A 26036-nucleotide genomic window follows, 5' to 3' on the forward strand; every position below is an offset into this window, starting at 1 on the left:
GGTGGACGATGGCATTTCACATGGAGGTGACGCAGGCTCTAACCGGCCATAACGCGCTTTATGAGGGAAGTGCCGCCTAGCGGCCCCAATATCTCCAAGAGGGTGACGTCAGGGTAGTGCTCAATTTCAGACTTGTATTGCGCATGGGCTACCTTGATCGCCTTTTCTCCCTCACCATCAGGGAACATAAGGTTTGCTGCATCGCCTATTGCGTCCTGCCACAGAAGACCCTTTCGCATCAGCAACACAACACAAGCTGCCGCCGTCACATCACGCTCCGTCGTATCTTCACGGTCGTACCCACCTCTCCATAGCTTCAAACCAAATGCTTGGCACCCGGTTCTTTTATCCTCCACAATTCTCGCGAAGACCAAAGTCATGTACTCGTGAAGAAAATCCCTGTCGTATGGATAGCCGCTACTCATGCACTCATGAAAGTACTCCTGGAGGTTTCGCGCCGCTTCTGGGTCATGGCCATTCTTGATGGAAGCTAATGCTGCGTTCAGGTCATCGCGCGTAACGTTTGCCCACTTCATCTCTCACTCCTGTCCTAACAGATATCTGCCTCTGGCATTGGCAATCATTCTCCCGCCAGCCGTACTTAAGCTCGTTTGAAATCGCCTTGAATGACGTTTGCCGATGGCGGCGTGGTAATGAATTTCGCCCAATCAGCCATCAAGGCACGGCGTTTCTCTATGAAGTCGGATCGGGAGTAGGCGGCCTCGGTCTGGTCACGCTCGTCGTGGGCCAAGGCCAGTTCGCAGATTTCACGAGGATACTGAGTGTATTCGCTTGCCCAGTCACGGAAGCTCGACCGGAAGCCGTGACGGGTCACGTCGTCATGCCCTAAGCCGTGCAACAGGTTGCGGATGGCGTTGGCATGCATAACGCCGGTCTTGCCCTGACCAGGGAAAAGGTACGAGCTGTCCTCGTCGGACCGCAGAGCCTCTAGCAGTTCGACTACCTCGGGAGCCAGGGGAATATTGAAGGCTTGGCGCATTTTCATCCGTTCAGCAGGCAGCGACCAAATACCGGCCTTCAAATCGAACTCCGACCATTTTGCAAAGCGGACCATGAGTGCGCGCGCGCCAGTGAGGATCAGCAGGCGGGCTGCTACAGAGGCGCGAGACTCGTCCATCGTCAGCTTGACCATAAGCGTCGGTACATCCTTCCACTTCATTGCTGAGAAGTGCTGGCGCTGGCGGGCTTTTTTCTTTTCTACTTTGCTCAGCAAGCTATCCAAATGCCCGCGCCAACGTGCCGGATTGTCACCATCGCGCAGCTTGTGCGCCTTGGCTGCATCTAGAACCTGCTCGATTTGTCCGCGCACCTCGTCGGCGGTACGGGTCTTGGTTGCCCAGATGGGGCGAAGCACTTTCAGGACCTGCTCGGTCTGAATCTCGGCGGCAGGCAACTTGCCGATGATGGGGAAGACATACAGCTCCAGCTTTCGTAGCCAGCCTTTACGCCATTTTTCCGACCATGCAGAACCATGAGCATTCCGGTATTCGGTCGCCAGCGACTCAAAGGTCACACGACGCGTTTGCGCTTGTCGCTCGGCTTCGCGCTTTGCTTCTCGCTCTTCATCGCGGGCCGACAGAGGGTCAGAACCAGCAGCCAAAACCTTGCGTTGATCTGCAGCCAGTTCGCGGGCGTTAGCGAGAGTTATGGTTGGATAAGGGCCCAGGCCCATTTCCCGACCTTTACCTTCAAGCTTGTAGCGGAAAATCCAACTGGACACACCCGCTTTGCTTATCTGGAAATACAAACCATCGCCGTCGTTGGTTTTACCTGTGTCTCCGGATCGGACAATTGATTCGATTGCCTTGATTGTCAGCTTGCCCATAGAGCCCTCCGGTTCCGACCCACACCTTGACCCACACCTAAATCGCGGATTCTAGCAATTTGCTGTGGACATCTGAGGACTGATAGTAGGCGTAAAGCCCCGTAATATCTAGGCCTTGTGGATTTATGGAGAAAGCTGTGGATCTATAGAAAGCCGGCCACAAGCCGGCTTTTTAATGCCTGAAATAAACCCGTCCCCACATTATTCGCACACGTATCAGTCCAAAGCCGCCATCGAAAAAACGATTTGCATGCCGTCATTTCCGATGACATCAATAGGCATCCGGCGCCAAGGGGCATCGATGAGCAAACTTACCCGTTGTCTGAGCCTGTTTATTGGAGCGAGCCTGTCCTTTCTGGCGAAGGCAGCCCCGGTGCAGTTCACCGATTACCGTGCTTTTTACGAGTCGCTGGGCAGCAACTTGTTTACGGGGCCCGGAATTGAACTGACCATGCCCTGCTCGGAATCACCGAGGCATTGCCTTTGGGTCAATGCCATGCGGCCAGCGTTTGAACGTTATGACCAGGCGCAGTGGAGCGCCCCCGAAGACCTGGCTCTCAGCCCGCCCAAAGGCATACCCGAGATTGTCTTCGATGGCGTGGCCCTGACGATTGGGAAGCAGCGTTGGCTGCTGCGCGACGCCAGCAACTTCGCGCCACCGGCATGGCGCACAAATGATCCCGTCGACCCGGAAAATCTGGCGTCGGCCACGGTCTGGCGCCATGACACCTCGACGTGCGTCGAGATGCAGTATGTGAGCAGTGGCCGCGGTGTTCGCTACACTCATGTGTTGTTGGTACACGAGCAACACCTTTACGCACTACCGCCGCTGTTTGCGTCCTGTGCAGGCATTCGCAGGGCGCCGCAGAACCAGTTCAGTTATCCGGACAACTCCTATCTGGGTCCAGAGCTGGAAAACAACCCTCTCGGTCTGAAAATGGATTATCGGCTGTCCGATGGTAAAACGCCGGTTGCGCAGTACCTGTTGCACTTCCCGGACCCGGGGAACCCCTACGTATTTGAGGCGCACCGTCAATAAGCGGCCGCGTGCAGATATGTCATGACCTTGCCGCAGCACAAAGGTCATCATGGGCGGGGATCAAAGGGAAAGGTCAGGCAGTCACCCCTGTTCCTAGCGACCAACGGGGTAACTTTCAAGGAAGAAATGCACGATGACTCATGCAGCTCTGGCAAAGAAACTCTGTATCGCCCCATTGCTCCCCCTGGCCAGCATCAGCCTGCGCGCCGACGATGACGGCAAGGCCTGCTTGCGTCGCAAACGCAAAAACCGCACTCATCTCAATCCTGCTTGCCTGCTTATCGTCGGTTTTTTCCTGACCAGCCCGCTGGCTCGCGCGGCTGAACAACCGCTGACGCTCAGCCGTTGCTTTGCCAGTCCGACCTCCGCCGTCACGCCCTATACCTCGGCCAACGAAGCGACAGCCATGACCGTGGATGCCCGTTACCGCGCGCCAGCCACTTCGCCCCGTCTGGACACTCTCGATGTGCTCGCCGTCGGCATAAGTCTCGACGTATTCCGGCAAGGTCAGGTCTGGAAAGCCTTGCAGGAGCAGAATACAAAACACGCCGAATCCCTGCACGCTGGCAGCATCCTGCCGACTGATCCAGGAAAATATCCGGTGGATAGCGACGACAAGGACATGGCCTACGACAAGCGCAAGGCTGATGCGCTGGAACTGGGTTTAAGCGACTTCGTGGAGAAATGGCCCATCCCGACCATCACGGTCGTGCGTGGCTGGAATTCCGATGCACCGAACCTGCGTTTCTCTCCAGACAGGACCCGAAAAATGCTCTCAGGCATGGTCAACGCTTACCGTACGGAAGCGGGCCTGCACTGGCATCGCGTGCGCAATCTGCAAGACGGCATTGTCTGCAACGACACCCCAGAAGGTCTGTTGGAAGAGTTGTTCCGGTTGTTCGAGCAAAACCCCGACCTCCCCGCCGTGCTGATCTACAGTGTGGAGGGCTTCAGCATGTCGTTTGCCCTCTCGGCAAAAAAAGCGCCGCTGATTGGTGGACCCGGGCCGCGTAAGCCCGGTGAACTCACCGACTCGATGGTCGCCATGGTCGTCGGCCGCCCCGAGCGCGTCGAATGGCTGCGTTACTACGCTCAGTTTGCCAGGATCAACGAGAACAGAATCGACCCGGAGTTCAACGGTTGGGGAATGCGCAAACCCGCCGTGGCATTCCAGCCCTCGCCGTTCATTCCTCAACCCTGGACCCAGCGTGCGTTCGAGCAATGGGATGCGCTGCCGGTACTGGCCAGGCTGCATCGGCCGGTCAGCGTGTCGCTGCGGCGGCCGGATAACGGCGAACCGCTGAAGCGTGAGGCCATGACGCTGAAACTGGCCGCTGGCTGGAAAGAGGCCACGGCCGGGCTCGCGCAAAAGCCCACCCGGCTGTTCTTCGACAGTGGCTCGAACGCCACGGCAATGGCGCAGCTGTTGCCGGCGCTCAAAGCAGCACACAGTTCGCTGAACCTGCTCGATTCGCGCGCGGGTTACGACCTGACTCAGCGCTTGGGTGACACTGGCTCGGCTTCACCTTTTGTCGGGCTCACGCTCGCGACGATGGCCAGCTACTTGAATGCCGACACCAGCGTGGTCATGCCGATGCGGCGTCAGGATCAGGCAATGATCATCGCCGTAACCTCCCCGACACCCGGAAAGAAACCGGTGGGCAACGAGCACTTCAGCGTCACCTTGATGCCATCCTCCGCCAGTCCCTATTCAGCCCCGTGAACCGCGGATACGGCGTGAGCCTTTAGGCGGTTCCGCTGTGTCATTCGGCAACCGACACTTGCCAATTGCAATGGCTCGGTGCTAAATCCCGCCCTGTCACCGCCCTCTGTTTTTACCCGCATCCCCGACCCCGGCCGGATTCCGGTATTGCGCCTCACGGGAATCCATGGAATGGCCCTGCATATCCCGACCCTGTTGGTCGTTTCGGTCTTCGTCTTCTTTTTGATGGGGCTTTTGACGCTGCACGCCTGGTATCGCGAAACCCGTGAGCCGCCGCTGGCGTACCTCGGCAGCATGATGCTGCTTGGCGCTTTGGGCGTGGTCTTGGTCAGTTGGCGTGATCGAGGCGTCGACTTCATTCCCATCGTGTTCGGCAATGTTGTTCTATTGCTCAGTGCTGCCCTGAACTGGACGGCCATGCGCACACTGGTCGGGCGCAGGCCTTCAGTGTCCGGCATTCTGGCGGGGGCGTTCGCCTGGCTGACCTTGTGCCTGATTCCCGCCTTCTACGAGTCGATGCCCAATCGGGTTCTGATCTACTCCTTGCTGGCATTCGGTTACGGCGTGCTGACAACGCTGGAGCTCTGGCGCAGCCGCCACACCCTGGACGTCGCGTTCATGCCGGCGCTGGTGCTGACCGTTTTGCACACTGTGTTCTACGCCGTTCGCAGTGCGACCGATGAAGGGCTGCCGGTGACAAAGGCGCTGCTGGGCAGTGGCGAGGGCGTGCCGTTTTTCTCGTTCATGCTGTTCGAGTCGATGCTGTATGTCATCGGCATTGCCTACATCACGTTGGCGATGGTCAAGGAGCGTGCCGAGCTCAAGCTCAAAGCGGCAGCGTTCAGCGATCCGCTGACGGGCATTGGCAATCGTCGCGCGTTCATGATGAACGCCGGGCAGTTGCTTGCCGAAAGTCAGCAGCACGCGGAACCGGCGGCGTTGTTGCTTTGCGATCTGGATAACTTCAAGCGTCTGAATGACACCTATGGCCACCCCGTCGGGGATCAGGCGTTGATTGCGTTCGGCCGGATCGTGGTCGAGAGCCTGCGCAAGGAAGATGTATCGGGGCGGATTGGCGGTGAGGAATTTGCTTGTTTGCTCAACGATTGCGATGAGCAGACTGCATTGGAGATTGCCGAGCGGATCCGTCGTTCTTTCTCGCAATTGTCGATTCTTGAACCGGGGCTGCTCAGCGTCAGCATCGGCGTGGTGACCACTCGTGAATCCGGTTACGACTTGTCACGCCTGCTCTCGGAAGCGGATCAGGCGCTGTACGGTGCCAAGCATCAGGGGCGCAATCGCGTACAAACACTGCGTTCTTTGTACCTGAGTCTTTCCGACAGTTAATGCCCGACAATCGGCCATTTCAATAAGCCATTAGCACATCCGCCCTAATTGCCCCAGCCGGCACCCGCCACTAAATTTCCATTCTGTTTTTGTGCACTACAAAAGCGCCAAGGAATGGAGCAGCACCATGTCATCGTTTTTCAAACTGAGTAAATCCCTCGCTCTACTGGCTGCCCTCTTGACTGCTACTTCAGTGTCAGCAGAAGAGCCGAACCCCGTCGGCGACTGGTGGATCATTTACGGCAACGGTGTCCCGCACAAGAACATCATGTATGTCGCCGACAGCACATCAGTAGTGCCGTCGACGCGTACCAAGGGCGCGCAAATGCTGGCGGTGACGCTGGTGTATGAAGAGCCGGGCAAGCCAATGATCGATGCCTACAACCTGGAAGTTCAGTGCAAGACCAACAAGGTGCGGTTTGTTAATGGCCAGTCGGTGGATCGAATTGCCTACATGCTGCGCCACCTGAAAGTGAACGAGCAATGGCAGCAGCCGAAGGAATTCTGGGTGCAACGCGCTTTGGCTTTCGTTTGCACTCCAGAGAAAAAAGACATGATTGCAGTGGGCAAGATGGAGCACTTGCAGATGATTCAGGGCATGCAGCAAATGTTCTTCAAACTGGCACCTATTCAGGAAAAAGGCCAGATGATGGACAACCTCGATTCGATACTGGGCAACAAGTAACAGCCTGACCTCTTAACGCTGCAGCGCGCCAATTCTCGCACATGACACCGGGAGTCATGATGAATCAATGGACTAAAACGTTACTGACGCTGCTGATAACAGCCACAGTCTCAATGGTTAATGGCTGCCACCTGATTGCGCAGTCGCGCTGGGAAGGACGGGATGTTCAGGAAGCACTCGATCTGTTTGGCAAACCCGACTCAATGAAAAAACAGACCGCTGCCAACGGCGAAAATCTGGCCGTCCTGACTTGGTTCAAGTCCTCAAGTTGGACCACCACTGAAGCGGCCGGTACTTCCATGAATCACACCGGCAACGGCATGGTGTACACCGAGTACTACGAGACGGTCGGGCATAGCTCTGACTGCAAACTGGAAGCCACCGTCAACAAAGCCAAAAAGATCGTACTGTTCAGGATCGAGGACGGAAAAATCATTCATGGCAAATGCATCAACGTTCCGTTCGTACCCGGTTACATTCCGCCTGGACTCTAGTGCTGCCCCTGAGCAACTAACTGCTCAGGGATAACTGAACGACTTCACCAGCGTCAGCTCCCCCACCGCGCGCATCGGGATCAAAAACGTCTCCATCTTCTCGTTCGGTGTGCCTTCTTCGGTAATCACCGTCACCTGCGCCGTGGTCAGCGCCTGCACCGCCTCATCTCCGCCCTCGTCATCACCGCGATAACCACCGCCGTAATAATTCACATACACCAGATACTGGCCCTTGATCGGCGCCGGCATGGCGAAGATTTCCGGGCCGTAGCCGGTGGTGACGTCGACGTCGAGCGCGGCGCCGTTGGCGGCGCTGCGGTTGCCGTACCAGATGTGCGCGCCGTCGGGGGTGACGAGGTGCAGATCGAGGTCGGTGCCGTCGCTGTCCCACGCCAGCAGTACGCGCAACTTGGCCGGAGTGGCGCCGCCGCTGGTGTTGAGGAATTGCGTGCGGTGGCGCTGTTGGCCGTCGGGGCTGCGCACTTCGACGCTGTTGCTGCCGTTGGGGAACGAGAACGGGCGATCAAAATGGCCGCTGTCGTCGATTTTCAACGGCATGCTGACGCCGTTGACGATCAGTCGTCCCGGCTCGTTGTTTTTGGGCGTGGCTTTGATGTCGCCGCTGATGCGCGCGGTATTGGCCTGGCCAATCGGGGTGTTGACCGACGAGGCCGGGTAGTTGACGGTCTGGCGGAAGCTTTCGCCCTCGCCTTCTGGCGCGCCGCTGCGCCAGCCGCCGACCGGGGTGTCGAGTTTGACGCTGTCGGCAGCGATGGTCGGCGAGAGCGCGGTCAACGTGCAGAGCAGCAGCAAGACCTGTGGAAAACGGAGTGTCATGGTCTATTCCAGCAAAAGGTGACGGGCGAGCCCTTCGATGTAGGTTTCATCCTGGCCATTGGGGTGTGCTTCAAAGGCCAGGTGCAGATATTCGTGAGTCAGGTCGAGGCGATCCTGCAGGCTCAGTACGCCGCGCACGTAGATGCGTTGGCGTTCGCGATCGACGAAGGGCCTGCCGAACGCCAGTTTGCACACGGCGAAGGTGCTGACTTCGTTGTAGCCGGTTTCGCTTTCCAGCTTCGGGCGCCAGCCGCGACGTTGTTTTTGCAGCCAGTCTTGCGCGGCGGGCAGCGCTTCGCAGGAAGCGACCGGGTTGTCCCAACGACTGAGGCTGGCGCGCGGATAAGCGTGCAGCAGAATCGCGTCGTAACGTTGACCGGCATTGGCTTGCTCGACGGCTTGTTGCCAGGCGAGTTTGTCCGGGCCGGGTTGATCGGAATGATAGGTGACGGTGCTGCCGGCCAACACCAGATCCGCCGTCCATGCGGCGATGTTGCGGGATTCGGCCGAGGCCGGGCGCGGTGCGACGCGTTGGCGATTGCTGCTGTCGTCGATGCTCAGGCAATCGCCATTGCGTGTGGCGTTTTGCAGCAGATACGTGCGGATCGCTACGGCCAACGCCTTGGCCGCTTCGGCGGGTTCGGGTTTGGCTTCGCGCTCAAGGACGCGGGCGACGTACTCTTCGCGATCAAGCCTTGCGACGAGTTTGTCGTTGAGCAGAAACAGTTCGCCATCGCCGTGGATATCCAGCGCGTTGCCGTTGGCGAATTCAACGCGGTAATCGCCTTGCAACGGGCCGGAAGTGACCACCCGCTCGCCAGTCAAAACCCGGGTTACCGGATAGCGCGAAAAAAGACCGACCTCAACACAGCGCCCCGCCTCTGCCGGCCAAACCGCAGGTAACACCGTTGCTAGCGCTTGCCCGTAATGACGTAAAACCATTTGACTGGTGCCCCGCCCGCCAGCCCAGACCGGTGAGCCATCAGCCGTCCAGCCAGCGAATCCGCCCTGTCGCGATTGCGGGTCTTGATCGCCGAGCCAGCTCCAGGTTTTCACCCGTAAGCGACCGCCCAATTCACCCACGACATTGCCGTCCGCCGCATTCAGCACCACATCGAGCAACACCCGCCGCGCCTGATCCTGCGCCGGCAACGAGGCCAGGACCTTCAGCAGTTCAACCACGGAAACCCGTTGAGCCGGTTGCACCGAAGGCAGATCGAGCAACCACGACGGCGCTTGTCGCGCCTGCCAATAGTTTCTCCAATCAGCCGTCGCAATGCCCAACCGCGCAGGCTCAAAATACAACCCGCAGGATTTAACCAACGCCTGATCACGTTCAATCCTGCCGCCCGCCGTGCAGCAATAAACCTCGTCCTTCGATTGTCCGCGACATTCATACGCAGGTTCCCGGGCGCCGGTGTCCACCAGCCACGCGTAGACAAACAACTTCCACAGACTGCCCAGTGGCGTATCCAGCGATGACGGCAACGCTTCACGGGCGATCAGTTGTGTCTGACTCAACGACAACAATTCGCCCTTGTAGGCCACGCGCAACGGCTCGTCCTGCGCCGTCGCCAGCGCAGGAGCCACACACATCAGCAGCCACAGTAGCGGCCGGGTCATGTCAGTTGACCGTGACCTGACCGAGGGCGGCTTTCGCTTCCTGGGCCTGATGCTGCGGCGCGTAGACCTGTTTGAAACGCACCGGAGGCAGGTTGAACTGGCCCTTTTGCGAGAAGCGCACCAGATGGCGCAGGCGCAATTCGCCGCTCAACGCATCGACGGGCACCGCATAAGCCAGTTGCCCCGGTTCGAATCGCGCCTTCTCCAGTGCGGTCGGCTCGGTACCGTCCTTGCCCCGCAACTTGATGCCCCACGTCGTGCGCTCGACATCGGCGCCCGGTGGCAGCGGCACTTCGAGCATGCCGTAGCGCAGCGGTTTCGGCGCTTTGCTGGTGAGGATCACTTCGTCCAGATACAGGCTGTCGCTGGACAGCGGCTTGGTGCCGATCGGCTCCAGTTTGAAGGTGAAGGCTTCATCGCCCGGCACCAGTCGCGACAGGCGACGGGTGATGGTCACGGCCATTGGATCGACCGGCGGCTGCTGGGTCTGGAAGCTCAACGCCGCACGCAGTGGGCGCTCCTGAGTCCCCGACACCGTCAACACACCCGGCACCGGCGTGGCGCCCTGCCAAGTCCAGTACATCTCACCGGTTGCACCGTAGTTTTTCTTCCAGCCTTCACCCGGTGTGAGGGCAATAGTCGGCGACGCCTGGGCGATGCTGCGTTGCAACCAGGTCAGCGCCAGCGCACGTTCGAGGGTCGATTGCTGTGGCAGCAGACGTTGCAGCAGCGCTTGCGCACGAGCCTGATCGAACGGTTGCAGCGACAGGTTCAGCGCTTCGGCAAACGGCTGCGAGCTGACCGACAGACGTTGTTGCGCAGCGCCCACTTGACGATTGAACGCGTCTGGCAAGGCCACTTTTGACTGCGCGGCCAAAGAGGCGGTCAACACCCGCGCCGCCGCCAGTCCGAGCGCCGAATCCGGATCGCTCATCACCAGACTGTCTTCGCCATCGGCGAGCATGGTTTCAGCATTGCCTTCGCCGGCCTTGGCCAGATCCTCCATCAAACCGCTGAGCAGCGTGTTCACCGGCAAATGCATCTGCTTGGCGAACGACAGAATCAGCGCCCGTTGCAGCAACGGCGTGTTCGGCGCCTGCTTGGCGTACACCTCCAGCACGCGCTGCCAGTGCTCCGGCGGCAGGGTCAACTCCAGTACCTGACTGGCATTGAAGTCAGCGTAATAAGCGTAAGCGGTGAGGAATGCATCCGGCTCTCCGTCGTAACCCCACCAGGTGAAGCTCGCCGATGGCCCGGCCATTTGCACCAGACGCAGACGGCTGTTCTGCATGATCAGACGCAAGCGATCGCGGATCTGCGGATTCGACGCCAGCGACGGATAAGCAATGCTCAGTGGCAGCAAACGGCTGGCCGTCTGTTCAACGCCGCCGTACGGATAGCTGAGCAGATCATCGAGTGCCGAGCGGAACAACGCTTGCGGACTGTCATCCAGACGCAGGCGAATATCGCTGGCGTCGGCCGGCAGACTCAACGGCGTGTCACCGCTGGCGACATCGAGGCTTTGCGTTTGCGTCACTTGCCAGCCGTCACCGGTCGCACTCAGGCGCACGGTGAGGGCGTCGGCGGTTTTGCCGTCCTGCACCAACTCCGCCATCCACTCGCCGGAAGCCAGGGCGAACGCCGGCAGCGGCAGGTAGTTGATGCCGTTGTTCAGGGTTACCGGCAGGCGTTGCTCGGCACCCGCGTAGTGAGTGACCAGTTCAGCCTTGACCGGTTTCTCGGCCTGACTGAACGCGAATATGCCGAGTTGCGGCTGATCGCCCTTACGGAATTTGCTCGGGCCGCTCCACTTCAGGTACAGCGGTTTTTCCGAACGAACGAATTGCTTCTTCTGCCCGACCTGACCGTCATCGGCGATGGCGCGGGCGGTGATGCGCCAGCGGGTCAGCGAGTCCGGCATCTTGAAGGTGAAACGGGTTTTGCCGTCGGCACCGGTCAACAACTCCGGCTGCCACGCGGCGGTATCGACGTCTTCACGACGCGGACGCTCCAGCACTTTCACCCCACGCTCGCTGCGGTTGGCTTTGCCCGGTGCGCCGGGGCTGCCCGGCAACGCGACGTCGTAACTGATGAACGACAGGCTGGCGCTGGTGCGCACGTTGTTGCGGCGCGGGTGATAGAAGAACTGGTCGATGGTCGGCGCGACTTCCGGTTGCAACGCGTAGACCATTTCGTCGACGACGCTGACGGTCAGATGCGCCGGTACTGCTTTGCCGGCGAACTGTGTGGTCAGGTCAACCGTGACGGTATCGCCCGGCAGATACACCGCTTTGTCAGTGCTGATCGCCACGTCGATTTGCGGCGCGACCACTTTGATCCCGGCGTTCTGGAAGCTGTACTGACCGCCCTTGGTGTAGAGCACGGAAAAAGTCAGGTTCGGCGCGAAGTTGTCCTTCACCGGGATACGCGCGCGGTATTGGGTGTCGCTGAGTTTTTCCAGCTTCAGCCAATCACCGCCCTTGGCCAGCAGCGCAGTGGCTTCGACCTTGTCACGTTCCAGCGACAGCAATGCATCGCTGACCGGTTCCGGGAACGTGATCAGTGCCAGCGCTTCATCTCCAGCCTTGTACTCGGGTTTATCGAGGACGATTTCTACGGTGCCCGGCACTGCTTTCACGCCGTCGCCAGTGACCGAATGCCCGGTTGCCCCGAGCACGCGACCGTGTTGATCCTTGAGCGTCAGGTTGTAAGTGCCGGGACGATCAAAGGCCAGACTGAAGCCCTTGTCCGTCGCCGCCAGTTTGCCTTCGCCCGTGCTCTGGTCTTCCAGACGCACCCAGCCATACGTGCTCGGCGTCACCGCTTTGCTTTGCTCGGTGCCGCCCTCGTTGGCGTAACTGAACGCAACCTTGTCGCCGACCGCACTGAAGCGTTGCGGAGCGCTCAAGCGGAAGCTCGCCGCGCCACGGTCGATGAGGATTTCCTTGGTGGTCTTGACCCGATACGCCGCGCCATCGCTGGCGAACACGGTGAGCATGTAGCGGCTCGGTTTGTCGGCAGCCGGCAGGTCGAGGGTCGCGTTACCTTTGCTGTCGGTGGTCAGTTCGGTGCTGGTCAGTTCCACCGGGAATTGCCCGAGGTATTGCAGCTCGTTGTCGACCATCGACAGTTGCTGGGCACGCAGGCTCAGGGTCAGCTTGGCGTTGGCCACCGGTTTGCCGTCCGGGTAGAGCAACACCAGATTGCCTTTGACCGGTTCGCCGGTGCGGTAATCCTGCTTGGCCAGATTCAGTGAGATTTCGAAGTGCGGTTTGATGTATTCCGCCACTCGGAACGCGCTGCTGTAGGCCTGATCCTTGTAGTTGAAACGAATCTCGTAGCCGCCCGCCACCGCGTTGTCCGGCAACTGGAAACGGCCCTGAGTACCGGCCTTCGAATCGAGTTTCAAATCGAGGTGCTGCAACTCGGTGCCGGTGGCATCGAGCACACTGACCGTGACATCCGCTGCACCCGGCAACACCGAATCCCGCGCATTCTTGAACTCGCGACCGACGATCTTCAGCGACACCCAATCACCCGGGCGATACAGCGGCCGGTCGGTGAAGGCATACAGTTTGGTGTCATAGATTTCGCTGTCGTAATAGAAGTTTTCCGAGACGAATACACCGCCCTCTTCGTCCTCGCCGATGACGAACGAACGCTCAGGGCTGACGTGTTTCAGCCGCAGCAAGCCATCGGCATCGGTGGCACCGCTGCTCATCACGCCGAGGCCGTCAGTCCACAGCACGTTAACCTTCGGCACCGAACTGCCTTCATGTTTGCGCGCAGCCCAGACCAGCAATTCATCACCGGCAATCTTGCTCACCGCGACGGTGTTGGAGACGAAGACCATGGTGGTCGCACGGTATTTACCGATCAGCGCTTCAACCAGATACAGACCCGGTTTCAGATTGCCCAGCGGGATGTAAACGTTACCCGGCGCGACACTGACGAAATCGCTGGAAGACCCGGCCAGATTGACCCCGGCCGGCGGCTCAATCGGCTTGGCCTGCCACAACGGATAACGGAACTGGCTGACCACCGGCAGACCCGGGATCAGCGCAAATTGCGGCTGTGCGTCGTACGGCGTCGGCGCGGCAATGGCGTTACCCATCTTCAGTTCCGGCACTTCCTCGGTAACCTGTTTGCGCGACTCGTAAGAGAACGCGCGTTGCATCACTCGACGGGATTTTCGATACCAGTTGTCCCACAGGTACGCGAGGGTGTTGGACAGGCCTTCGCCCTTGAACTGGCCATCGCTGACGACGCGGTGCAGGTTCTTCTGGCGCTTGAGGAAATCCAGCGGCTTGTCGATGCGATACACGCGAATGTCGGCGCCGCCATACGGTTCCATGCGGAAACGACGGTAATCACGGCCCGGCGCTTCGAGGCGCACCATCGCCTGTTCGTCGGCAGCAAAGCTGCTATCGGCCAGCAGGAAGAAGCTTTCACCGGAGACCGGCGTGTAGCCACTCGGCTCGACCGAATCTTCGGCGTTGACGGTGGCCAATGGCAGCAACAGCGCCAGCAGCAAAGGAATTCGGGAGCAGAGTCGCAACATGCGGGCACCGGTCATTGGGAGAGAAAGTTCAGTCGATAGACGCCGATGAAGTTGGGGTTGGCTGCGTCGGGTATCCATCGGGTGTCCTTCCATGTCATGAGTTGCTGCAGGCTTGCTGAACGCATGCCGTTGTCAGTAGGGGTGGTGGTGCCGGTGTGATAGGCGATGTAGCGGCCCATCCAGATCATCAGGTGCTGGTCGTCGCCCTGATCGAAAAACATCAGATCACCGGGCCGCGCCTGCGACACGTCACGGCTGACCAGGTGGCTGTTGAACTGAATCAGTTTGATCGCGTTGACGTACGGCCCGACCTTGCCACCGCCCTGCTGCCATTGCTGGGCGAGCTTGCGCTGCTCATCGCTGAGCGACAGTTCCGGCGGCAGATAACGATTGGACAGGCCATTGCTGCGCAGCCATTTGTCGTCGTGGACTTTCAGCGCTTCGTTGGCGGCAAAACGCACCAGCCCGGCACAGTCCTGCTGATACCAGCGCGGGCTCGGGCCCTGGCTCAGTTGCTCCTGGGCGATGCGCACGAACCAGGCGCGGAACACCTGGGACTGCGCCGGATCCAGTGCAGGTGCTTCAACGGCGCGGGCGCCCGCGCTGAGTAACAGCGCGAGCAGGCCGAGGCTGCGGATCAGTGTGGTCACAGCGCTTTCCATTCCAGCGGCAACCATTGCCAGTGGCCGTCTGGTTCACTGCCTTCGGGCAAGGTCAGGGCATATTTGCCATAGCCGCCGAGGGTGCGCAGTTTCGGGATCAGGTAGGTTTGCGCGGCGTTGTAAAACACCGGTTCCATGTCCTGCGGCAGGCTGTCGAGGGTTTCCTGCTGCATCAGCTGCGCCATCGAATCCGGGCCGAAGTAGATCGGCATCAGCACATCTTGGGGCAGCACATCGGCCATCGGCGGGAAGCGTTTGTCGAGGGTGCCGAGGGCCTTGTCGACGAGTTTGTCGTCGAGGGAAAACAGCAGCGTCGAACCGTGACGGGCGAGGCTGACTTTCATGAAAGCCTTGCCGGAAATCGCGTCCGGGTTTTCGGCAGTCTTCGCCGCATACGGGCCGAAGTTGGAGCTGACCTGACGCTGCCAGACGTGGTTCTGGCCTTCTTGTTTCTCGACCACCGGGAAGACGTTTTCGTCGACATTGGCCTCGAACGCACCAACCATCGAACCGAACAGCTTGCCGAGGTCGCCATCAAGTTTGCTGCTGTCCTCGTCTTTCAGACTGGCCACCAGCAACGGCGTGTACAAACGCGAATCGGCGTACCAGCACAGGCCTGCCGCGCCGGCCACGTGTTCGGTGAGTGTCTGCGCCACGGCTTCTTCAGCGCCGAGTTTTACCAACAGCGGCTTTTGCGGCTCGGCCGCGACCGGCAGAGTTACGCAGGCACTGGCACCCAGCGGCATCGCTTGCCAGACCGGTTTGAAATCGAAGTCTGGCTGGTTTTCCAGTTCGTCCATGGCCAGGTAGCTGTGCCAACCCTTGTCGTCCATGTCGAAGCGCAGCCCGGCGAAGTTCGGGATAAAGCGCTGATAACCCATGGCCAGAACACTGGAATTGACCGAAAGGCGTTGCTTGGTTTCCGGAGTTTTCGCCGGCAGGCCGAACGCTTCAGGGAACAGTTTTTCGCCATTGAGCAACGCCGCCAGCGCTTGTGGCGAGACGTGGCCCGACTCCTCGGATACGCCGCTTTCCGGGTCGTAGTACTTGGCCGGATTGGACAGCACCACCAGTTTGTCGCCGTGGGAGGCGAACAGCAGGGCTTTGCTGGCGTTATAGGTCAGTTGATACAGCGGCACGCTATCGCCGCCGACTTTGAGTTCGCCCATCTGACTGAGCTGCGTGTCATCCAGTGCAACTTTCGCCAGCGGCTCGAGCAGTTTCGCCAGACCGCCGCGATCCATCACCAGCAGGAAATCCTTCAAGCGACCATCCGCGCCACGCCACAACGCCACGTCAGCCGGTTGATCGAAAAGCTGTTCGATCAGGCTGTCCTGCAACTTCAGATCATGCTCGTAGATGATCCGGCGCAGACTGCCGATCAGCCCGAGACGATCGGCATGGGTCTCGTAATAGAAGACGAAATCTTCGGTGAGCGTGGCCTTGAGGAACGGCACCGTCAGCAAGTCCTTGGGCAACTGGCTCAGCGAGCGGGTTTCCAGCAACGCATCCGGACGGCTCAGGCCAAGTTTGTCACTGGCCAATTCCGCAGGCGGCGCCTTGGGTTTGAGCAGCAGCCAGCCAAAACCACCCGCCACACCGGCCACCAGGCACAGCCCGGCCAGCAGCAAAGGCCAGCGTCGCGAAGGTTTGGCCGCTGGCGTGTCGGCAGCCGAAGTCACAGTGTTATCGCTCATCTTCTCGCTCATTTCCCAAAGCTCAGGATTTCATCCGTGGCGGGATGCTTAAATGCTTAATAGTTGAAAGTCTTGACTAGCAGCAGATCACCGATCGCCCGCAGGGGAACGATGAACGTTTCGCGTTTTTCGTCGACGGTGTTTTCGTTGAGCACCAGCGTGATTTGCGAGGTGATCACCTCGTTCTGGTTGCTGGTCTCCTCGAAGTTATAGCCGCCGTTGCCGAAGTTGCCCCAGTAGTTGACGTAAACCAGATAGGTGCCATGCAGCGGCGCGGTCATGGTGAACATTTCCGGGCCCGGGCCATCGACGCCATCCGGGTCGAGCCCGCCGCCATTGCTCAGCGCCGGCTGCGCCCAGAACGCATGCTGACCGTCGGGAGTGACAATGTGCAGATCGAGTTCGGCTTTCGGATCGTCCCATCCCAAGACAAGACGAATCCGCGCCGGCGTGCGCAAATTGTTTGCTTCATAAAATTGCACGCGCTTGAGCGACTGGCCTTCGGCGCTGATCACCTCGACGCTGTTGGAGCCCGCGCCGAACGCGTACGGCCGGGCGAAACGGCCCTGATCGTCGGTGTACAGATTCAGTGGATTGCCATTCACCGCGAGGCTGTGCGGCGGGCGCATGTGCCCTATGGCCTTGAGTTGGCCCTGGATCATCGTGCGATTACGCTGGATGCCGCGATCGATCGGCGGCGTCGGGTAGGCGACTTGCGGGTTTTCCGTGCGATCGAGCAAGCCGTGATAGCGCCAGCCACCCACCGGCTCCGACAGCTCCGCACTCGGCGCGGCCCACAGCGCGGGCGCGCAGGCCAACCCGATCAGCAGCCAAAGAAATGAACGCATGTGATGCCTCCTGCCATGCCTGAACGAAACCTTGCACCCGATCCTCGGTACTTCACAGCGGTGAAAACTGCGTTTCGTCTGAAAGACCCGTGACTATGGGGTCGTAGAAGGCGCGAAGATTAGCGATTCGGCGGTTTTTTAACAATCGGATACATGTGCTTTTACCGTAGGAATAAAGCCGACGCGGTGGACGGTGAGCCGAATAGGCGTCATATTCGGCTCACAAAATGAGCCGAATAGCTTTTTCTATTCGGCTCACGGACTCAAGGCAGGCAACGAATGGCAACTCACTGGATCTGGCAGCAGCCCGATTGGCCCGACTTCAACTGGCAGGCAGAACGCCTGACGCCGTTGTTGCGCGAGTGTGTTCAGGCACAAGGCCAGTTGATGGGGATGGCCGGTTCGGTAGGTAACGCCTTGGGGGCCCAAACTGAACTGGATGCCTTGCTGCAAAACATCGTGACCTCTTCAGCCATCGAAGGAGAGCAACTGAATGCCGGCTCCGTACGCTCATCTTTGGCGCGACGGTTGGGCCTGGAGTTGATCGAAGGCGATAAAGTCAGCCAACGCAGTGAAGGTCTGGCGCAGCTCATGCTTGATGCCACCCGTAGATTTGCCGAACCGTTGACGCTGGAACGCTTGCTGGAATGGCACCAATGGCTGTTTCCCGATCAAGAGGCTGACCTCACTGCACGCGCAATGCATGTGGGGGCACTACGCGGTGACGAGCCAATGCAGGTGGTATCGGGTCGCATTGATCGTCCAACGGTTCATTTCGAGGCGCCACCTGGTAAAGGTCTTGAACAGCAGCTCGACCAATTTCTCCAATGGTTCGAGGCCAGCCAGCATCAGACAGCACTCGACCCAATACTACGCGCGGGCATCGCCCATTTCTGGTTCGTCACCTTGCATCCGTTCGATGATGGCAACGGTCGTCTGACCCGCACCATCACTGATCTGGCGCTGGCACAGGGCGAAGCGCAAACCATCCGTTTCTACGCCATGTCGGCGAGCATTCTGGATGATCGGTCCGGCTACTATCGGATTCTGGAATCGAGTCAAAAAGCCACACTGGATATCACTGAATGGCTCACATGGTTCCTGCAAACCTTGCTACGCAGCCTGCAACAAGCCATCGCACGGATAGAAAGCGTGCTGGGCAAGACACGCTTCTGGCAGGCACACCGCGAGTCCGAACTTTCGGCGGAGCAGGTCAAAGTGCTTAACCGCCTGCTCGACGGCGGTGAGCGGGGCTTTGAGCACGGTATCAGCGCCGGACAATATCAAGCGGTGGCGAAAGTATCGAAGGCCACAGCGACCCGACACCTCGCGGAGTTGCTGGAGAAAGGTTGCCTGCAACGCTTGCCGGGAGGTGGCCGTAGCACGCGTTACCAGATCAATTATCCGGACAGAGCAGCACGTTAAACCCAACCGCCACAGAGTCATTTTTGCCCTTGAGGGCCGGCCTGCTCATTTGCCCATAACCCCCCTATCTGCTAGTGTCGCGCCGGTTTAACGTCAACCGGAAATCGCCGCCATGGCCCGCAAAAAAGCTGCACTGGATTTCGAACAGTCCCTCGCCGACCTGCAAACATTGGTCGAGCGTCTGGAGAACGGTGAATTGTCGCTGGAAGACTCGCTGACCGCTTTCGAGCAGGGCATCGGCCTGACCCGTGACTGCCAGGCAGCGCTGGCGCAAGCCGAGCAGAAGGTGCAGGTGCTGCTGGAGCGCGATGGCGAACTCGCCGAGGAACCCTTCGACGCGGAACAGTCAGAATGATTGCGGCGTACACGGCGAGCAGCCAGACCCGGGTCAACGCCGCTCTGGAAACCCTGTTCAATGCGCCGCTGCCGGAACTGGCGCGGCTTTACGAAGCCATGCGCTACAGCGTGATGAACGGCGGCAAACGCGTGCGTCCGCTGCTCGCCTACGCCGCGTGCGAAGCGCTCGGTGGCAAGGCTGAACAGGCCAACGGCGCAGCCTGCGCGGTTGAGCTGATCCACGCTTATTCGCTGGTTCACGATGACTTGCCGGCGATGGACGACGACGATCTGCGTCGCGGCCAGCCGACCACCCACAAAAAATTCGATGAAGCCTGCGCGATTCTTGCCGGTGATGGCTTGCAGAGTCTGGCCTTCAGCGCCCTGCTCGACCCGCGCCTGAGCGACTGCAGCAGCGACATCCGCCTGCAAATGGTCACCGCGCTGGCTAACGCCGCCGGCCCGGCAGGCATGGTCGGCGGTCAAGCCATCGACCTTGGTTCGGTCGGCCTCAAACTCGATCAGAAAGCCCTCGAACAGATGCACCGGCACAAGACCGGCGCGCTGATCGAAGTCAGCGTCAAGCTCGGCGCTCTGGCCAGCGGCCGTGCCGAGAAGGATGAACTCAAGGCCTTGCAGACTTATGCACAGGCGATCGGCCTGGCCTTTCAGGTGCAGGACGACATCCTCGACGTCGAAAGCGATACCGAAACCCTCGGTAAACGCCAGGGCGCCGACATCGCTCGGGACAAGCCGACCTACCCGGCGCTGCTCGGTCTCGACGCCGCCAAGACCTACGCGCTGGAACTGCGCGACCAGGCCCTGCACGCCCTGCGACCGTTTGACGCGGCAGCCGAGCCGTTGCGCGAGCTGGCCCGGTATATCGTCGAGCGCCGCAGCTGACGGCGAATCAGCCAAAAAAGACCAACGCGTGGGCAGGGGGCGATGCATCAGGTAAACTGCCGCATCTTCTATACCTATAACGATTCGCCTGATGCCCACGACGTTTCATGAGATTCCCCGCAAGCGCCCGACCACGCCCCTGCTCGACCGCGCTAACACGCCGGACGGCCTGCGCCGGTTAGGCGAAGCCGAGCTGGAAACCCTGGCCGATGAGTTGCGCCTGGAATTGCTCTACACGGTCGGTCAGACCGGTGGGCATTTCGGGGCGGGGCTGGGCGTGATCGAGCTGACCATCGCGTTGCATTACGTCTTCGACACGCCGGACGACCGTCTGCTGTGGGACGTCGGGCATCAGGCGTATCCGCACAAGATCCTCACCGGTCGCCGCGAGCGCATGGGCACCCTGCGCCAGAAGGACGGCATCGCCGCTTTCCCGCGTCGCTCCGAGAGCGAGTACGACACCTTTGGCGTCGGCCACTCCAGCACCTCGATCAGCGCTGCGCTGGGCATGGCGATTGCCGCCCGCCTGCAAGATAGTGATCGCAAGGCGATTGCGGTGATCGGCGACGGCGCACTGACCGCCGGCATGGCTTTCGAGGCGCTGAACCATGCGCCGGAAGTCAACGCCAACATGCTAGTGATCCTCAACGACAACGACATGTCGATCTCACGCAATGTCGGCGGTCTGTCGAATTATCTGGCGAAGATCCTTTCCAGCCGCACCTACGCAAGCATGCGAGAGGGCAGCAAGAAAGTCCTGTCGCGCCTGCCCGGCGCCTGGGAAATCGCCCGCCGCACCGAAGAATACGCCAAAGGCATGCTGGTGCCCGGCACCCTGTTCGAAGAGTTGGGCTGGAACTACATCGGCCCGATCGACGGCCACGACCTGCCGACCCTGATCGCCACGCTGCGCAACATGCGCGATCTGAAAGGCCCGCAGTTCCTGCACATCGTCACCAAGAAAGGCAAAGGCTTCGCCCCGGCGGAAGTCGACCCGATCGGTTACCACGCCATCACCAAACTCGAACCACTGGATGCTCCGGCCGCCGCGCCGAAGCAAGCCGGCGGGCCGAAATACTCGGCAGTGTTTGGCGAATGGCTGTGCGACATGGCCGCATCCGATCCACGCTTGGTCGGGATCACCCCGGCGATGAAGGAAGGCTCGGATCTGGTCGCGTTCAGTGAGCGTTTCCCGCTGCGCTACTTCGATGTGGCGATTGCCGAGCAACACGCGGTGACGTTCGCTGCCGGCATGGCCTGCGAAGGCGCAAAACCGGTGGTGGCGATCTACTCGACGTTCCTCCAGCGCGGGTATGACCAGCTCGTCCATGATGTGGCGGTGCAGAACCTCGACGTGCTGTTCGCCATCGACCGCGCCGGTCTGGTCGGCGAAGACGGCCCGACTCACGCTGGCAGCTTCGATCTGTCGTACCTGCGCTGCATCCCGGGCATGGTCATCATGACCCCGAGCGATGAAAACGAACTGCGTAAAATGCTCACCACCGGCCACCTCTACAACGGCCCGGCGGCAGTGCGTTATCCGCGTGGCAATGGCCCGAACGCTACCATCGAGAAAGACCTCGAGCCGATCGAAATCGGCAAGGGCATCGTTCGTCGTCAGGGCAGCAAAGTCGCCTTGCTGGTGTTCGGTGTGCAACTGGCCGAGGCGCTGAAAGTTGCTGAGAAGCTTGATGCGACAGTGGTCGACATGCGTTTCGTCAAACCGCTGGATGAAGAGTTGGTGCGCGAGATTGCCGGCAGCCATGAGTTGCTGGTAACGATCGAAGAGAACGCGATCATGGGCGGCGCCGGTGGCGCGGTCAGCGAGTTCCTGGCACGCGAGAACATCCTCAAGTCGATGCTGCATCTGGGCTTGCCGGATGTCTACGTCGAGCACGCCAAGCCTGCGCAAATGCTCGCCGAGTGCGGGCTGGACGAGGCCGGGATCGAAGCGTCGATTCGTGAGCGTCTGGCCTTACTCGACAAATAAACGCAATACTTGTGCAAAACCCTGTGGGAGCGAGCTTGCTCGCGAAAGCGGACTGTCAGTCGACTCATTTTTGACTGACACACCGTATTCGCGAGCAAGCTCGCTCCCACAGTGGTTTGTGTCACTGCCAAATTGAATCCGCCCCAAGCGTCAACGGACCACCGATGAAACTCTCGCGCCTCGCCCTGCCCTTCTTCTTGCTGCCGTCCGCTAATGTTCTCGCCGATAACTTCGAGCGTGATCAGGCGTTGAAGCTGCCGGACACGTTGATCTCCGCCAACCGACAGGTCGAAGCGCGGAACGACAGCAGCGCCGCCAACACCGTGTTCACCCGCGAAGACATCGACCGCCTGCAACCGAGCGATGTGCCGGATCTGCTGCGGCGCGTCCCTGGCGTGCAAGTGGCGCAGGCCGGCGGGCGCGGCAGCTTGCCGGGGATCTACATTCGCGGCACGCAGTCAGCGCAGAGTCTGGTGCTGGTCGATGGCCAGCGCATTGGCAGTTCGACCTCCGGTGACAGCAATCTGCAACACCTGAACATCGAACAGATCGAGCGCGTGGAAGTACTGCGCGGTTCGCGGTCGGTAATTTACGGCAGCGATGCGATTGGCGGGGTGATTCAGATTTTCACCCGGCGCGGCACCGAGCAAGGCTTGCAGCCACGGATGCACGTCGGCTTCGGCAGCAACCAGACCTGGGAGCGCAGCGTTGGTTTGTCCGGCGGCGATGAGCAAACCCGTTTCAACCTCGGCGCCAGCCTCAATGAAACTGCCGGGATTGACCGCACTAACGAGTCATACCCGAGCGATGGCGATCACGATGCCTATCGCAACAAATCCATCAGCCTGAGTCTCAGCCATGCGCTGACCGATGACATCGAAATCGGCGCCAATCTGCTGGATAACCGTGGCAAGAGCGAGTTCGACAACCCGTTCGGCCGCTTCGACATGAACACGTTCGAATCGGTGCAACAGCAGCCGTACAGCGATTTCAACGTCAGTAGCGTCAGCAGTTACATCGATGCGCGGGTCAACGAAACCTGGAAAACCCGCGTCGAGTTCGGCCATACCGAGAACCGCGAAAAGACCCTCGACAAGCTCAGCGACGAGCGCACGGTGTTCAACACCTACCGCGACTCGGTGAACTGGCAGAACGACCTGACACTGGACGCGCGCAACAGCTTGATCCTCGGCGGCGACTGGTACGAAGACCGGGTCAACAGCAGCACCGCGTTCGACGAAGACAGCCGCTGGAACCGCGCCGCGTTTATTCAGCATCGTTATCACGCCGACAGCTTCTCCACGGAACTGGGGCTGCGCCATGACGATAACCAGCAATTCGGCAGCCAGAATACCTGGAGCGGCACGTTCACCCTGCCGTTGAACCCGGACAATGATCTGTTGCTGAGCTACAGCGAAGGCTTCCGTGCGCCGACCTTCAACGACCTGTACTACCCGGATTTCAGCAACCCGGATCTGAAACCGGAAACCTCGAAAAGCTACGAGCTGCAGTGGCGCAGCCAGTTGACCGACAGCAGCCGCCTCGAGGCGTCGATTTACCGTACGGACCTGGAGGACGCGATTATCTTCGGCAGCAATTCACGTCCGGAGAACGTCGCTTCGGCGCGAATCAACGGTTTCGAAGCAGCGCTGAAGCAGGAACTGTTTGGCTGGCAGAGCAACCTTGGCGTTTCGATCATCGATCCGCGTGATCGCGATACCGGGCACACCTTGGCCCGGCGTGCGCGGCGCACGGTGAGTTGGGATCTGGATCGACAGTTTGACCAAATCAGCCTCGGCGCCAGTTGGCAGGCGGTCAGCAGCAGTTATGACGATAAGGACAATACGCAGGCGCTGGGCGGCTATGCGCTGTTCGGCTTGCGCAGCAGCTGGGCGCTGAACCGCGAGATCAAGCTGGATCTGAAGGTCGATAACGTTTTTGATAAGGGTTACAGCCGCGCAAATTACAGCTATGACGGCAGTCAGTATGGTTATCGCGAGGAAGGCCGGGTGTGGATGTTTGGGGTGACCTGGACTCCCGAAATCCACTGAAATCCACTGTGGGAGCTGCCGAAGGCTGCGATCTTTTGATCTTGATCTTCGGCGATTCCAACTCAGTCAAACGGCAAAATCAAAAGATCGCAGCCTTCGGCAGCTCCTACAGGGTTACCTGTCCGGCGCGATCAATTGGCAGAGTTTGGCGGTGGCGCTGATCATTTGGCCGCTTGGGCGCTCAAGGCCTTTGTCGGTGACCAAGAGTAATTTCCCCTGCTTCACCGCTACCACTTGCGGCCAAGCCTTCCACGCATTCAGCTGCGCCTGATCACTCGCCAGAATCACCTCCGGATCACGCTGCAACACCGCCTCAATACTCACCTGCGGCGCCGGCAGACTCAAATCACTGAACACATTCCGCGACCCGCATACCTCCAGCGCATCGCTGATGATCTGCCCGCCACCGACGGTGTACAGCGGCTTGTCCCAAACCTGATAGAAGACCCGCAACGGCACATCGCGGCGATAGCGCTGGCGCAGCTCAACGAGTTGTTTGCGCAACTCCACCGCCCGTTTCACCCCTCGCTCAGGTCGGCCCAATTGCGCGGCAATGGCCTCTATCTGGGTGGCGAGTTGTTCTAAAGAATGCGGTTCGGCGACGAAGGTCGGGATGCCCAAGCGCTTCAACTGATCACGCTGCGCCGGGCCGACACTGCCGGGCCACAGCAACAACAAATCAGGCTTGAGGCTCAGTAGCTGTTCCATGTCGAGTTGGCCATAGCGACCGACTGAGGGGACGCTGGCAATTTCAGCAGGACGCTCGCCGGCATCCAGCACGCCGACCAACAGATCAGCCGAATCCAGTTCAACGACGATTTCAGAAAGAGACGGTGCGAGGCTGACAACCCGCAGTTGCGCCAGCACAGACCCACTGACGGCCAACAGCAGAACCGCCAGCCACAGACGGCGCATCAGCCGAGTTGACGCGGGATACGGTAGAGGTAGAACAGCACTGCCGTGGACAGCGCCAACAGCATCAGCGGCACCGCTTCGAGACCGACGAAAACCGCCAGCGCACCTATCCACGCCGGCAAGGCTGCCGCCAGAAACGCAGTGCGACGGCGCGCAGCGAGGGCAATCCACGCGGCCGGCTCATCCGGGGTATCGAGGGCTTTTTGCGTGGCGATCAGTGCGTGTTTGTAGCGGCCGAAAAACTTCAGGCTGACAAACATCGACGCCACACCAGCAATGAAAAACGGCATCGCCAGTACTGGCAGAATTCCTTCGCCCTGACCAAACAGCGCGTTGAGCACGAACAACGGCAGCAGCGCCAGCGCGAGGTATTTCCACCAGTCGACCGACAATCGGCGCCGCACCTGACCGCGAGTCACGCGCGATCAACCTCGCCCTGATGCTCATTGCCCATCATGTGGTCGAGCTTGCTGGCTTTGGTCGCCAGGTAGAGTTTGTTGTGCGGGTTGTGCCCGGTGTGCAGCGGCACGCGCTCGGCGACGGTAATGCCCATGTCGGTCAAGGCTTTGACCTTGCGCGGGTTGTTGGTCATCAGGCGCAGGGATTTCACACCCAGGTGCTCCAGCATCGGCAGGCACATGGCGTAGTCGCGCTGGTCAGCAGCAAAGCCCAGACGCTCGTTGGCCTCAACGGTGTCGGCGCCGCCGTCCTGCAACTCGTAGGCACGGATCTTGTTCAGCAGACCAATACCGCGACCTTCCTGACGCAGGTAAAGCAATACGCCACGGCCTTCGCGGGCGATGGCTTTGAGGGCGCCTTCGAGTTGCGAGCCGCAGTCGCAACGCTGGCTGAACAAGGCATCGCCGGTCAGGCATTCGGAGTGCAAACGGCCGAGAACCGGGGCACCGTCGGCAATTTCACCCAGGCTCAGCACGACGTGCTCGCGGCCGGTAGCTTCATCGAGAAAACCGTGCATGGTGAATTGCGCAAAAGGCGTTGGCAGCTTGGAAGCGGCGACAAAGACGACAGGCACCGGTGTGCTCCTGATCTAAAG

The 26036-nt window shown here is 60.0% G+C and carries 20 protein-coding genes and 1 pseudogene; 10 read left to right on the forward strand and 11 right to left on the reverse strand.

The genetic code is table 11. The features are described 5' to 3' along the window. Nucleotides 1-38: 38 nt before the first annotated feature. A complete protein-coding gene (locus FGA82_RS07425) occupies nucleotides 39-536 on the reverse strand; it encodes a hypothetical protein (protein ID WP_141126583.1) in 498 nt (165 codons plus the stop codon). A gap of 65 nt (nucleotides 537-601) precedes the next feature. Further along, nucleotides 602-1846: a tyrosine-type recombinase/integrase gene (locus FGA82_RS07430; RefSeq protein ID WP_141126584.1), complete on the reverse strand. Its 1245-nt coding sequence runs from the start codon at nucleotides 1844-1846 to the stop codon at nucleotides 602-604. Between the two features lie 301 nt (nucleotides 1847-2147). On the opposite strand from FGA82_RS07430, the gene FGA82_RS07435 reads away from it, so the two are divergent. The 5 genes and pseudogenes from FGA82_RS07435 (at nucleotide 2148) to FGA82_RS07455 (ending at nucleotide 7134) form a co-directional block, all read left to right on the forward strand. Next, complete coding sequence (locus FGA82_RS07435) at nucleotides 2148-2885, forward strand: hypothetical protein (RefSeq protein ID WP_141126585.1); 738 nt, start codon at nucleotides 2148-2150, stop codon at nucleotides 2883-2885. A 133-nt stretch (nucleotides 2886-3018) separates the two neighbouring features. After that, nucleotides 3019-4590, forward strand: a pseudogene (locus FGA82_RS07440) (type VI lipase adapter Tla3 domain-containing protein); the annotation flags it as partial. Between the two features lie 189 nt (nucleotides 4591-4779). Next, complete coding sequence (locus FGA82_RS07445) at nucleotides 4780-5955, forward strand: GGDEF domain-containing protein (protein WP_141126586.1); 1176 nt, start codon at nucleotides 4780-4782, stop codon at nucleotides 5953-5955. Between the two features lie 127 nt (nucleotides 5956-6082). Further along, on the forward strand, nucleotides 6083-6640 hold the full coding sequence (locus tag FGA82_RS07450) for a hypothetical protein (protein WP_141126587.1): 558 nt from the start codon (nucleotides 6083-6085) through the stop codon (nucleotides 6638-6640). Between the two features lie 59 nt (nucleotides 6641-6699). Beyond that, a complete protein-coding gene (locus FGA82_RS07455; RefSeq protein ID WP_141126588.1) occupies nucleotides 6700-7134 on the forward strand; it encodes a hypothetical protein in 435 nt (144 codons plus the stop codon). Nucleotides 7135-7158: 24 nt separating this feature from the next. Here the strand turns inward: FGA82_RS07455 and FGA82_RS07460 are convergent, their stop codons facing one another. From FGA82_RS07460 to FGA82_RS07485, 6 genes are read right to left on the reverse strand one after another with little or no spacing between them, the layout of a single operon-like run. Then, nucleotides 7159-7971 (reverse strand): YfaP family protein, encoded by an 813-nt coding sequence (locus tag FGA82_RS07460; protein WP_141126589.1) that lies wholly within the window; start codon nucleotides 7969-7971, stop codon nucleotides 7159-7161. A gap of 3 nt (nucleotides 7972-7974) precedes the next feature. Next, nucleotides 7975-9594: a DUF2300 domain-containing protein gene (locus FGA82_RS07465; protein ID WP_141126590.1), complete on the reverse strand. Its 1620-nt coding sequence runs from the start codon at nucleotides 9592-9594 to the stop codon at nucleotides 7975-7977. Between the two features lies 1 nt (nucleotide 9595). Further along, on the reverse strand, nucleotides 9596-14170 hold the full coding sequence (locus tag FGA82_RS07470; RefSeq protein WP_141126591.1) for an alpha-2-macroglobulin family protein: 4575 nt from the start codon (nucleotides 14168-14170) through the stop codon (nucleotides 9596-9598). Next, nucleotides 14167-14817 carry a DUF1175 domain-containing protein gene (locus FGA82_RS07475; protein ID WP_095122135.1) on the reverse strand — a complete coding sequence of 217 codons (651 nt, stop codon included), beginning with the start codon at nucleotides 14815-14817 and terminating at the stop codon, nucleotides 14167-14169. The genes FGA82_RS07470 and FGA82_RS07475 overlap by 4 nt, the downstream gene beginning before the upstream one ends. Then, entirely contained in the window at nucleotides 14802-16514 is a 1713-nt protein-coding gene (locus FGA82_RS07480) for a DUF2138 domain-containing protein (RefSeq protein WP_141126592.1), read from the reverse strand. Before FGA82_RS07480 ends, FGA82_RS07475 begins: the two co-directional genes overlap by 16 nt. A 56-nt stretch (nucleotides 16515-16570) precedes the next feature. Then, the gene (locus tag FGA82_RS07485) at nucleotides 16571-17362 is read right to left on the reverse strand and encodes a YfaP family protein (RefSeq protein WP_141126593.1); all 792 of its coding nucleotides are present in this window, start codon (nucleotides 17360-17362) and stop codon (nucleotides 16571-16573) included. Between the two features lie 279 nt (nucleotides 17363-17641). Here FGA82_RS07485 and FGA82_RS07490 point away from each other — a divergent pair, with 279 nt between their 5' ends. From FGA82_RS07490 to FGA82_RS07510, 5 genes are all read left to right on the forward strand, one after another. Continuing rightward, a complete protein-coding gene (locus FGA82_RS07490; RefSeq protein WP_141126594.1) occupies nucleotides 17642-18787 on the forward strand; it encodes a Fic family protein in 1146 nt (381 codons plus the stop codon). A 112-nt stretch (nucleotides 18788-18899) separates the two neighbouring features. Continuing rightward, complete coding sequence (locus FGA82_RS07495) at nucleotides 18900-19142, forward strand: exodeoxyribonuclease VII small subunit (RefSeq protein ID WP_141126595.1); 243 nt, start codon at nucleotides 18900-18902, stop codon at nucleotides 19140-19142. Then, entirely contained in the window at nucleotides 19139-20026 is an 888-nt protein-coding gene (gene ispA / locus FGA82_RS07500; RefSeq protein ID WP_141126596.1) for a (2E,6E)-farnesyl diphosphate synthase, read from the forward strand. The genes FGA82_RS07495 and ispA overlap by 4 nt, the downstream gene beginning before the upstream one ends. Nucleotides 20027-20117: 91 nt before the next feature. Continuing rightward, nucleotides 20118-22016 (forward strand): 1-deoxy-D-xylulose-5-phosphate synthase, encoded by a 1899-nt coding sequence (gene dxs, locus FGA82_RS07505; RefSeq protein WP_141126597.1) that lies wholly within the window; start codon nucleotides 20118-20120, stop codon nucleotides 22014-22016. Nucleotides 22017-22180: 164 nt separating this feature from the next. Then, nucleotides 22181-24067, forward strand: coding sequence for a TonB-dependent receptor domain-containing protein (locus tag FGA82_RS07510; protein ID WP_141126598.1), 1887 nt, complete (start codon nucleotides 22181-22183; stop codon nucleotides 24065-24067). A 114-nt stretch (nucleotides 24068-24181) separates the two neighbouring features. Here the strand turns inward: FGA82_RS07510 and FGA82_RS07515 are convergent, their stop codons facing one another. From FGA82_RS07515 to ribA, 3 genes are read right to left on the reverse strand one after another with little or no spacing between them, the layout of a single operon-like run. Beyond that, on the reverse strand, nucleotides 24182-24982 hold the full coding sequence (locus FGA82_RS07515) for a cobalamin-binding protein (protein ID WP_141126599.1): 801 nt from the start codon (nucleotides 24980-24982) through the stop codon (nucleotides 24182-24184). Next, complete coding sequence (locus FGA82_RS07520; protein ID WP_141126600.1) at nucleotides 24982-25401, reverse strand: MFS transporter; 420 nt, start codon at nucleotides 25399-25401, stop codon at nucleotides 24982-24984. The genes FGA82_RS07515 and FGA82_RS07520 overlap by 1 nt, the downstream gene beginning before the upstream one ends. Beyond that, nucleotides 25398-26015 (reverse strand): GTP cyclohydrolase II, encoded by a 618-nt coding sequence (ribA, locus tag FGA82_RS07525; protein WP_016984117.1) that lies wholly within the window; start codon nucleotides 26013-26015, stop codon nucleotides 25398-25400. The genes FGA82_RS07520 and ribA overlap by 4 nt, the downstream gene beginning before the upstream one ends. Nucleotides 26016-26036: the final 21 nt, after the last annotated feature.

Source organism: Pseudomonas fluorescens, assembly GCF_005938625.1.
GTDB lineage: Bacteria > Pseudomonadota > Gammaproteobacteria > Pseudomonadales > Pseudomonadaceae > Aquipseudomonas > Aquipseudomonas fluorescens_BD.

What these genes read in the sequence shown, in the direction of transcription:
- FGA82_RS07450 (WP_141126587.1), top strand. Translation starts at nt 6,083, where the DNA reads ATGTCATCGTTTTTCAAACTGAGTAAATCCCTCGCTCTACTGGCTGCC.
- FGA82_RS07490 (WP_141126594.1), top strand. Translation starts at nt 17,642, where the DNA reads ATGGCAACTCACTGGATCTGGCAGCAGCCCGATTGGCCCGACTTCAAC.
- FGA82_RS07455 (WP_141126588.1), top strand. Translation starts at nt 6,700, where the DNA reads ATGAATCAATGGACTAAAACGTTACTGACGCTGCTGATAACAGCCACA.
- FGA82_RS07425 (WP_141126583.1), bottom strand. Translation starts at nt 536, where the DNA reads ATGAAGTGGGCAAACGTTACGCGCGATGACCTGAACGCAGCATTAGCT.
- FGA82_RS07495 (WP_141126595.1), top strand. Translation starts at nt 18,900, where the DNA reads ATGGCCCGCAAAAAAGCTGCACTGGATTTCGAACAGTCCCTCGCCGAC.
- FGA82_RS07465 (WP_141126590.1), bottom strand. Translation starts at nt 9,594, where the DNA reads ATGACCCGGCCGCTACTGTGGCTGCTGATGTGTGTGGCTCCTGCGCTG.
- FGA82_RS07445 (WP_141126586.1), top strand. Translation starts at nt 4,780, where the DNA reads ATGGCCCTGCATATCCCGACCCTGTTGGTCGTTTCGGTCTTCGTCTTC.
- FGA82_RS07430 (WP_141126584.1), bottom strand. Translation starts at nt 1,846, where the DNA reads ATGGGCAAGCTGACAATCAAGGCAATCGAATCAATTGTCCGATCCGGA.
- FGA82_RS07435 (WP_141126585.1), top strand. Translation starts at nt 2,148, where the DNA reads ATGAGCAAACTTACCCGTTGTCTGAGCCTGTTTATTGGAGCGAGCCTG.
- ispA (WP_141126596.1), top strand. Translation starts at nt 19,139, where the DNA reads ATGATTGCGGCGTACACGGCGAGCAGCCAGACCCGGGTCAACGCCGCT.
- FGA82_RS07475 (WP_095122135.1), bottom strand. Translation starts at nt 14,817, where the DNA reads ATGGAAAGCGCTGTGACCACACTGATCCGCAGCCTCGGCCTGCTCGCG.
- FGA82_RS07515 (WP_141126599.1), bottom strand. Translation starts at nt 24,982, where the DNA reads ATGCGCCGTCTGTGGCTGGCGGTTCTGCTGTTGGCCGTCAGTGGGTCT.
- FGA82_RS07480 (WP_141126592.1), bottom strand. Translation starts at nt 16,514, where the DNA reads ATGAGCGATAACACTGTGACTTCGGCTGCCGACACGCCAGCGGCCAAA.
- FGA82_RS07460 (WP_141126589.1), bottom strand. Translation starts at nt 7,971, where the DNA reads ATGACACTCCGTTTTCCACAGGTCTTGCTGCTGCTCTGCACGTTGACC.
- FGA82_RS07485 (WP_141126593.1), bottom strand. Translation starts at nt 17,362, where the DNA reads ATGCGTTCATTTCTTTGGCTGCTGATCGGGTTGGCCTGCGCGCCCGCG.
- FGA82_RS07510 (WP_141126598.1), top strand. Translation starts at nt 22,181, where the DNA reads ATGAAACTCTCGCGCCTCGCCCTGCCCTTCTTCTTGCTGCCGTCCGCT.
- FGA82_RS07470 (WP_141126591.1), bottom strand. Translation starts at nt 14,170, where the DNA reads ATGACCGGTGCCCGCATGTTGCGACTCTGCTCCCGAATTCCTTTGCTG.
- dxs (WP_141126597.1), top strand. Translation starts at nt 20,118, where the DNA reads ATGCCCACGACGTTTCATGAGATTCCCCGCAAGCGCCCGACCACGCCC.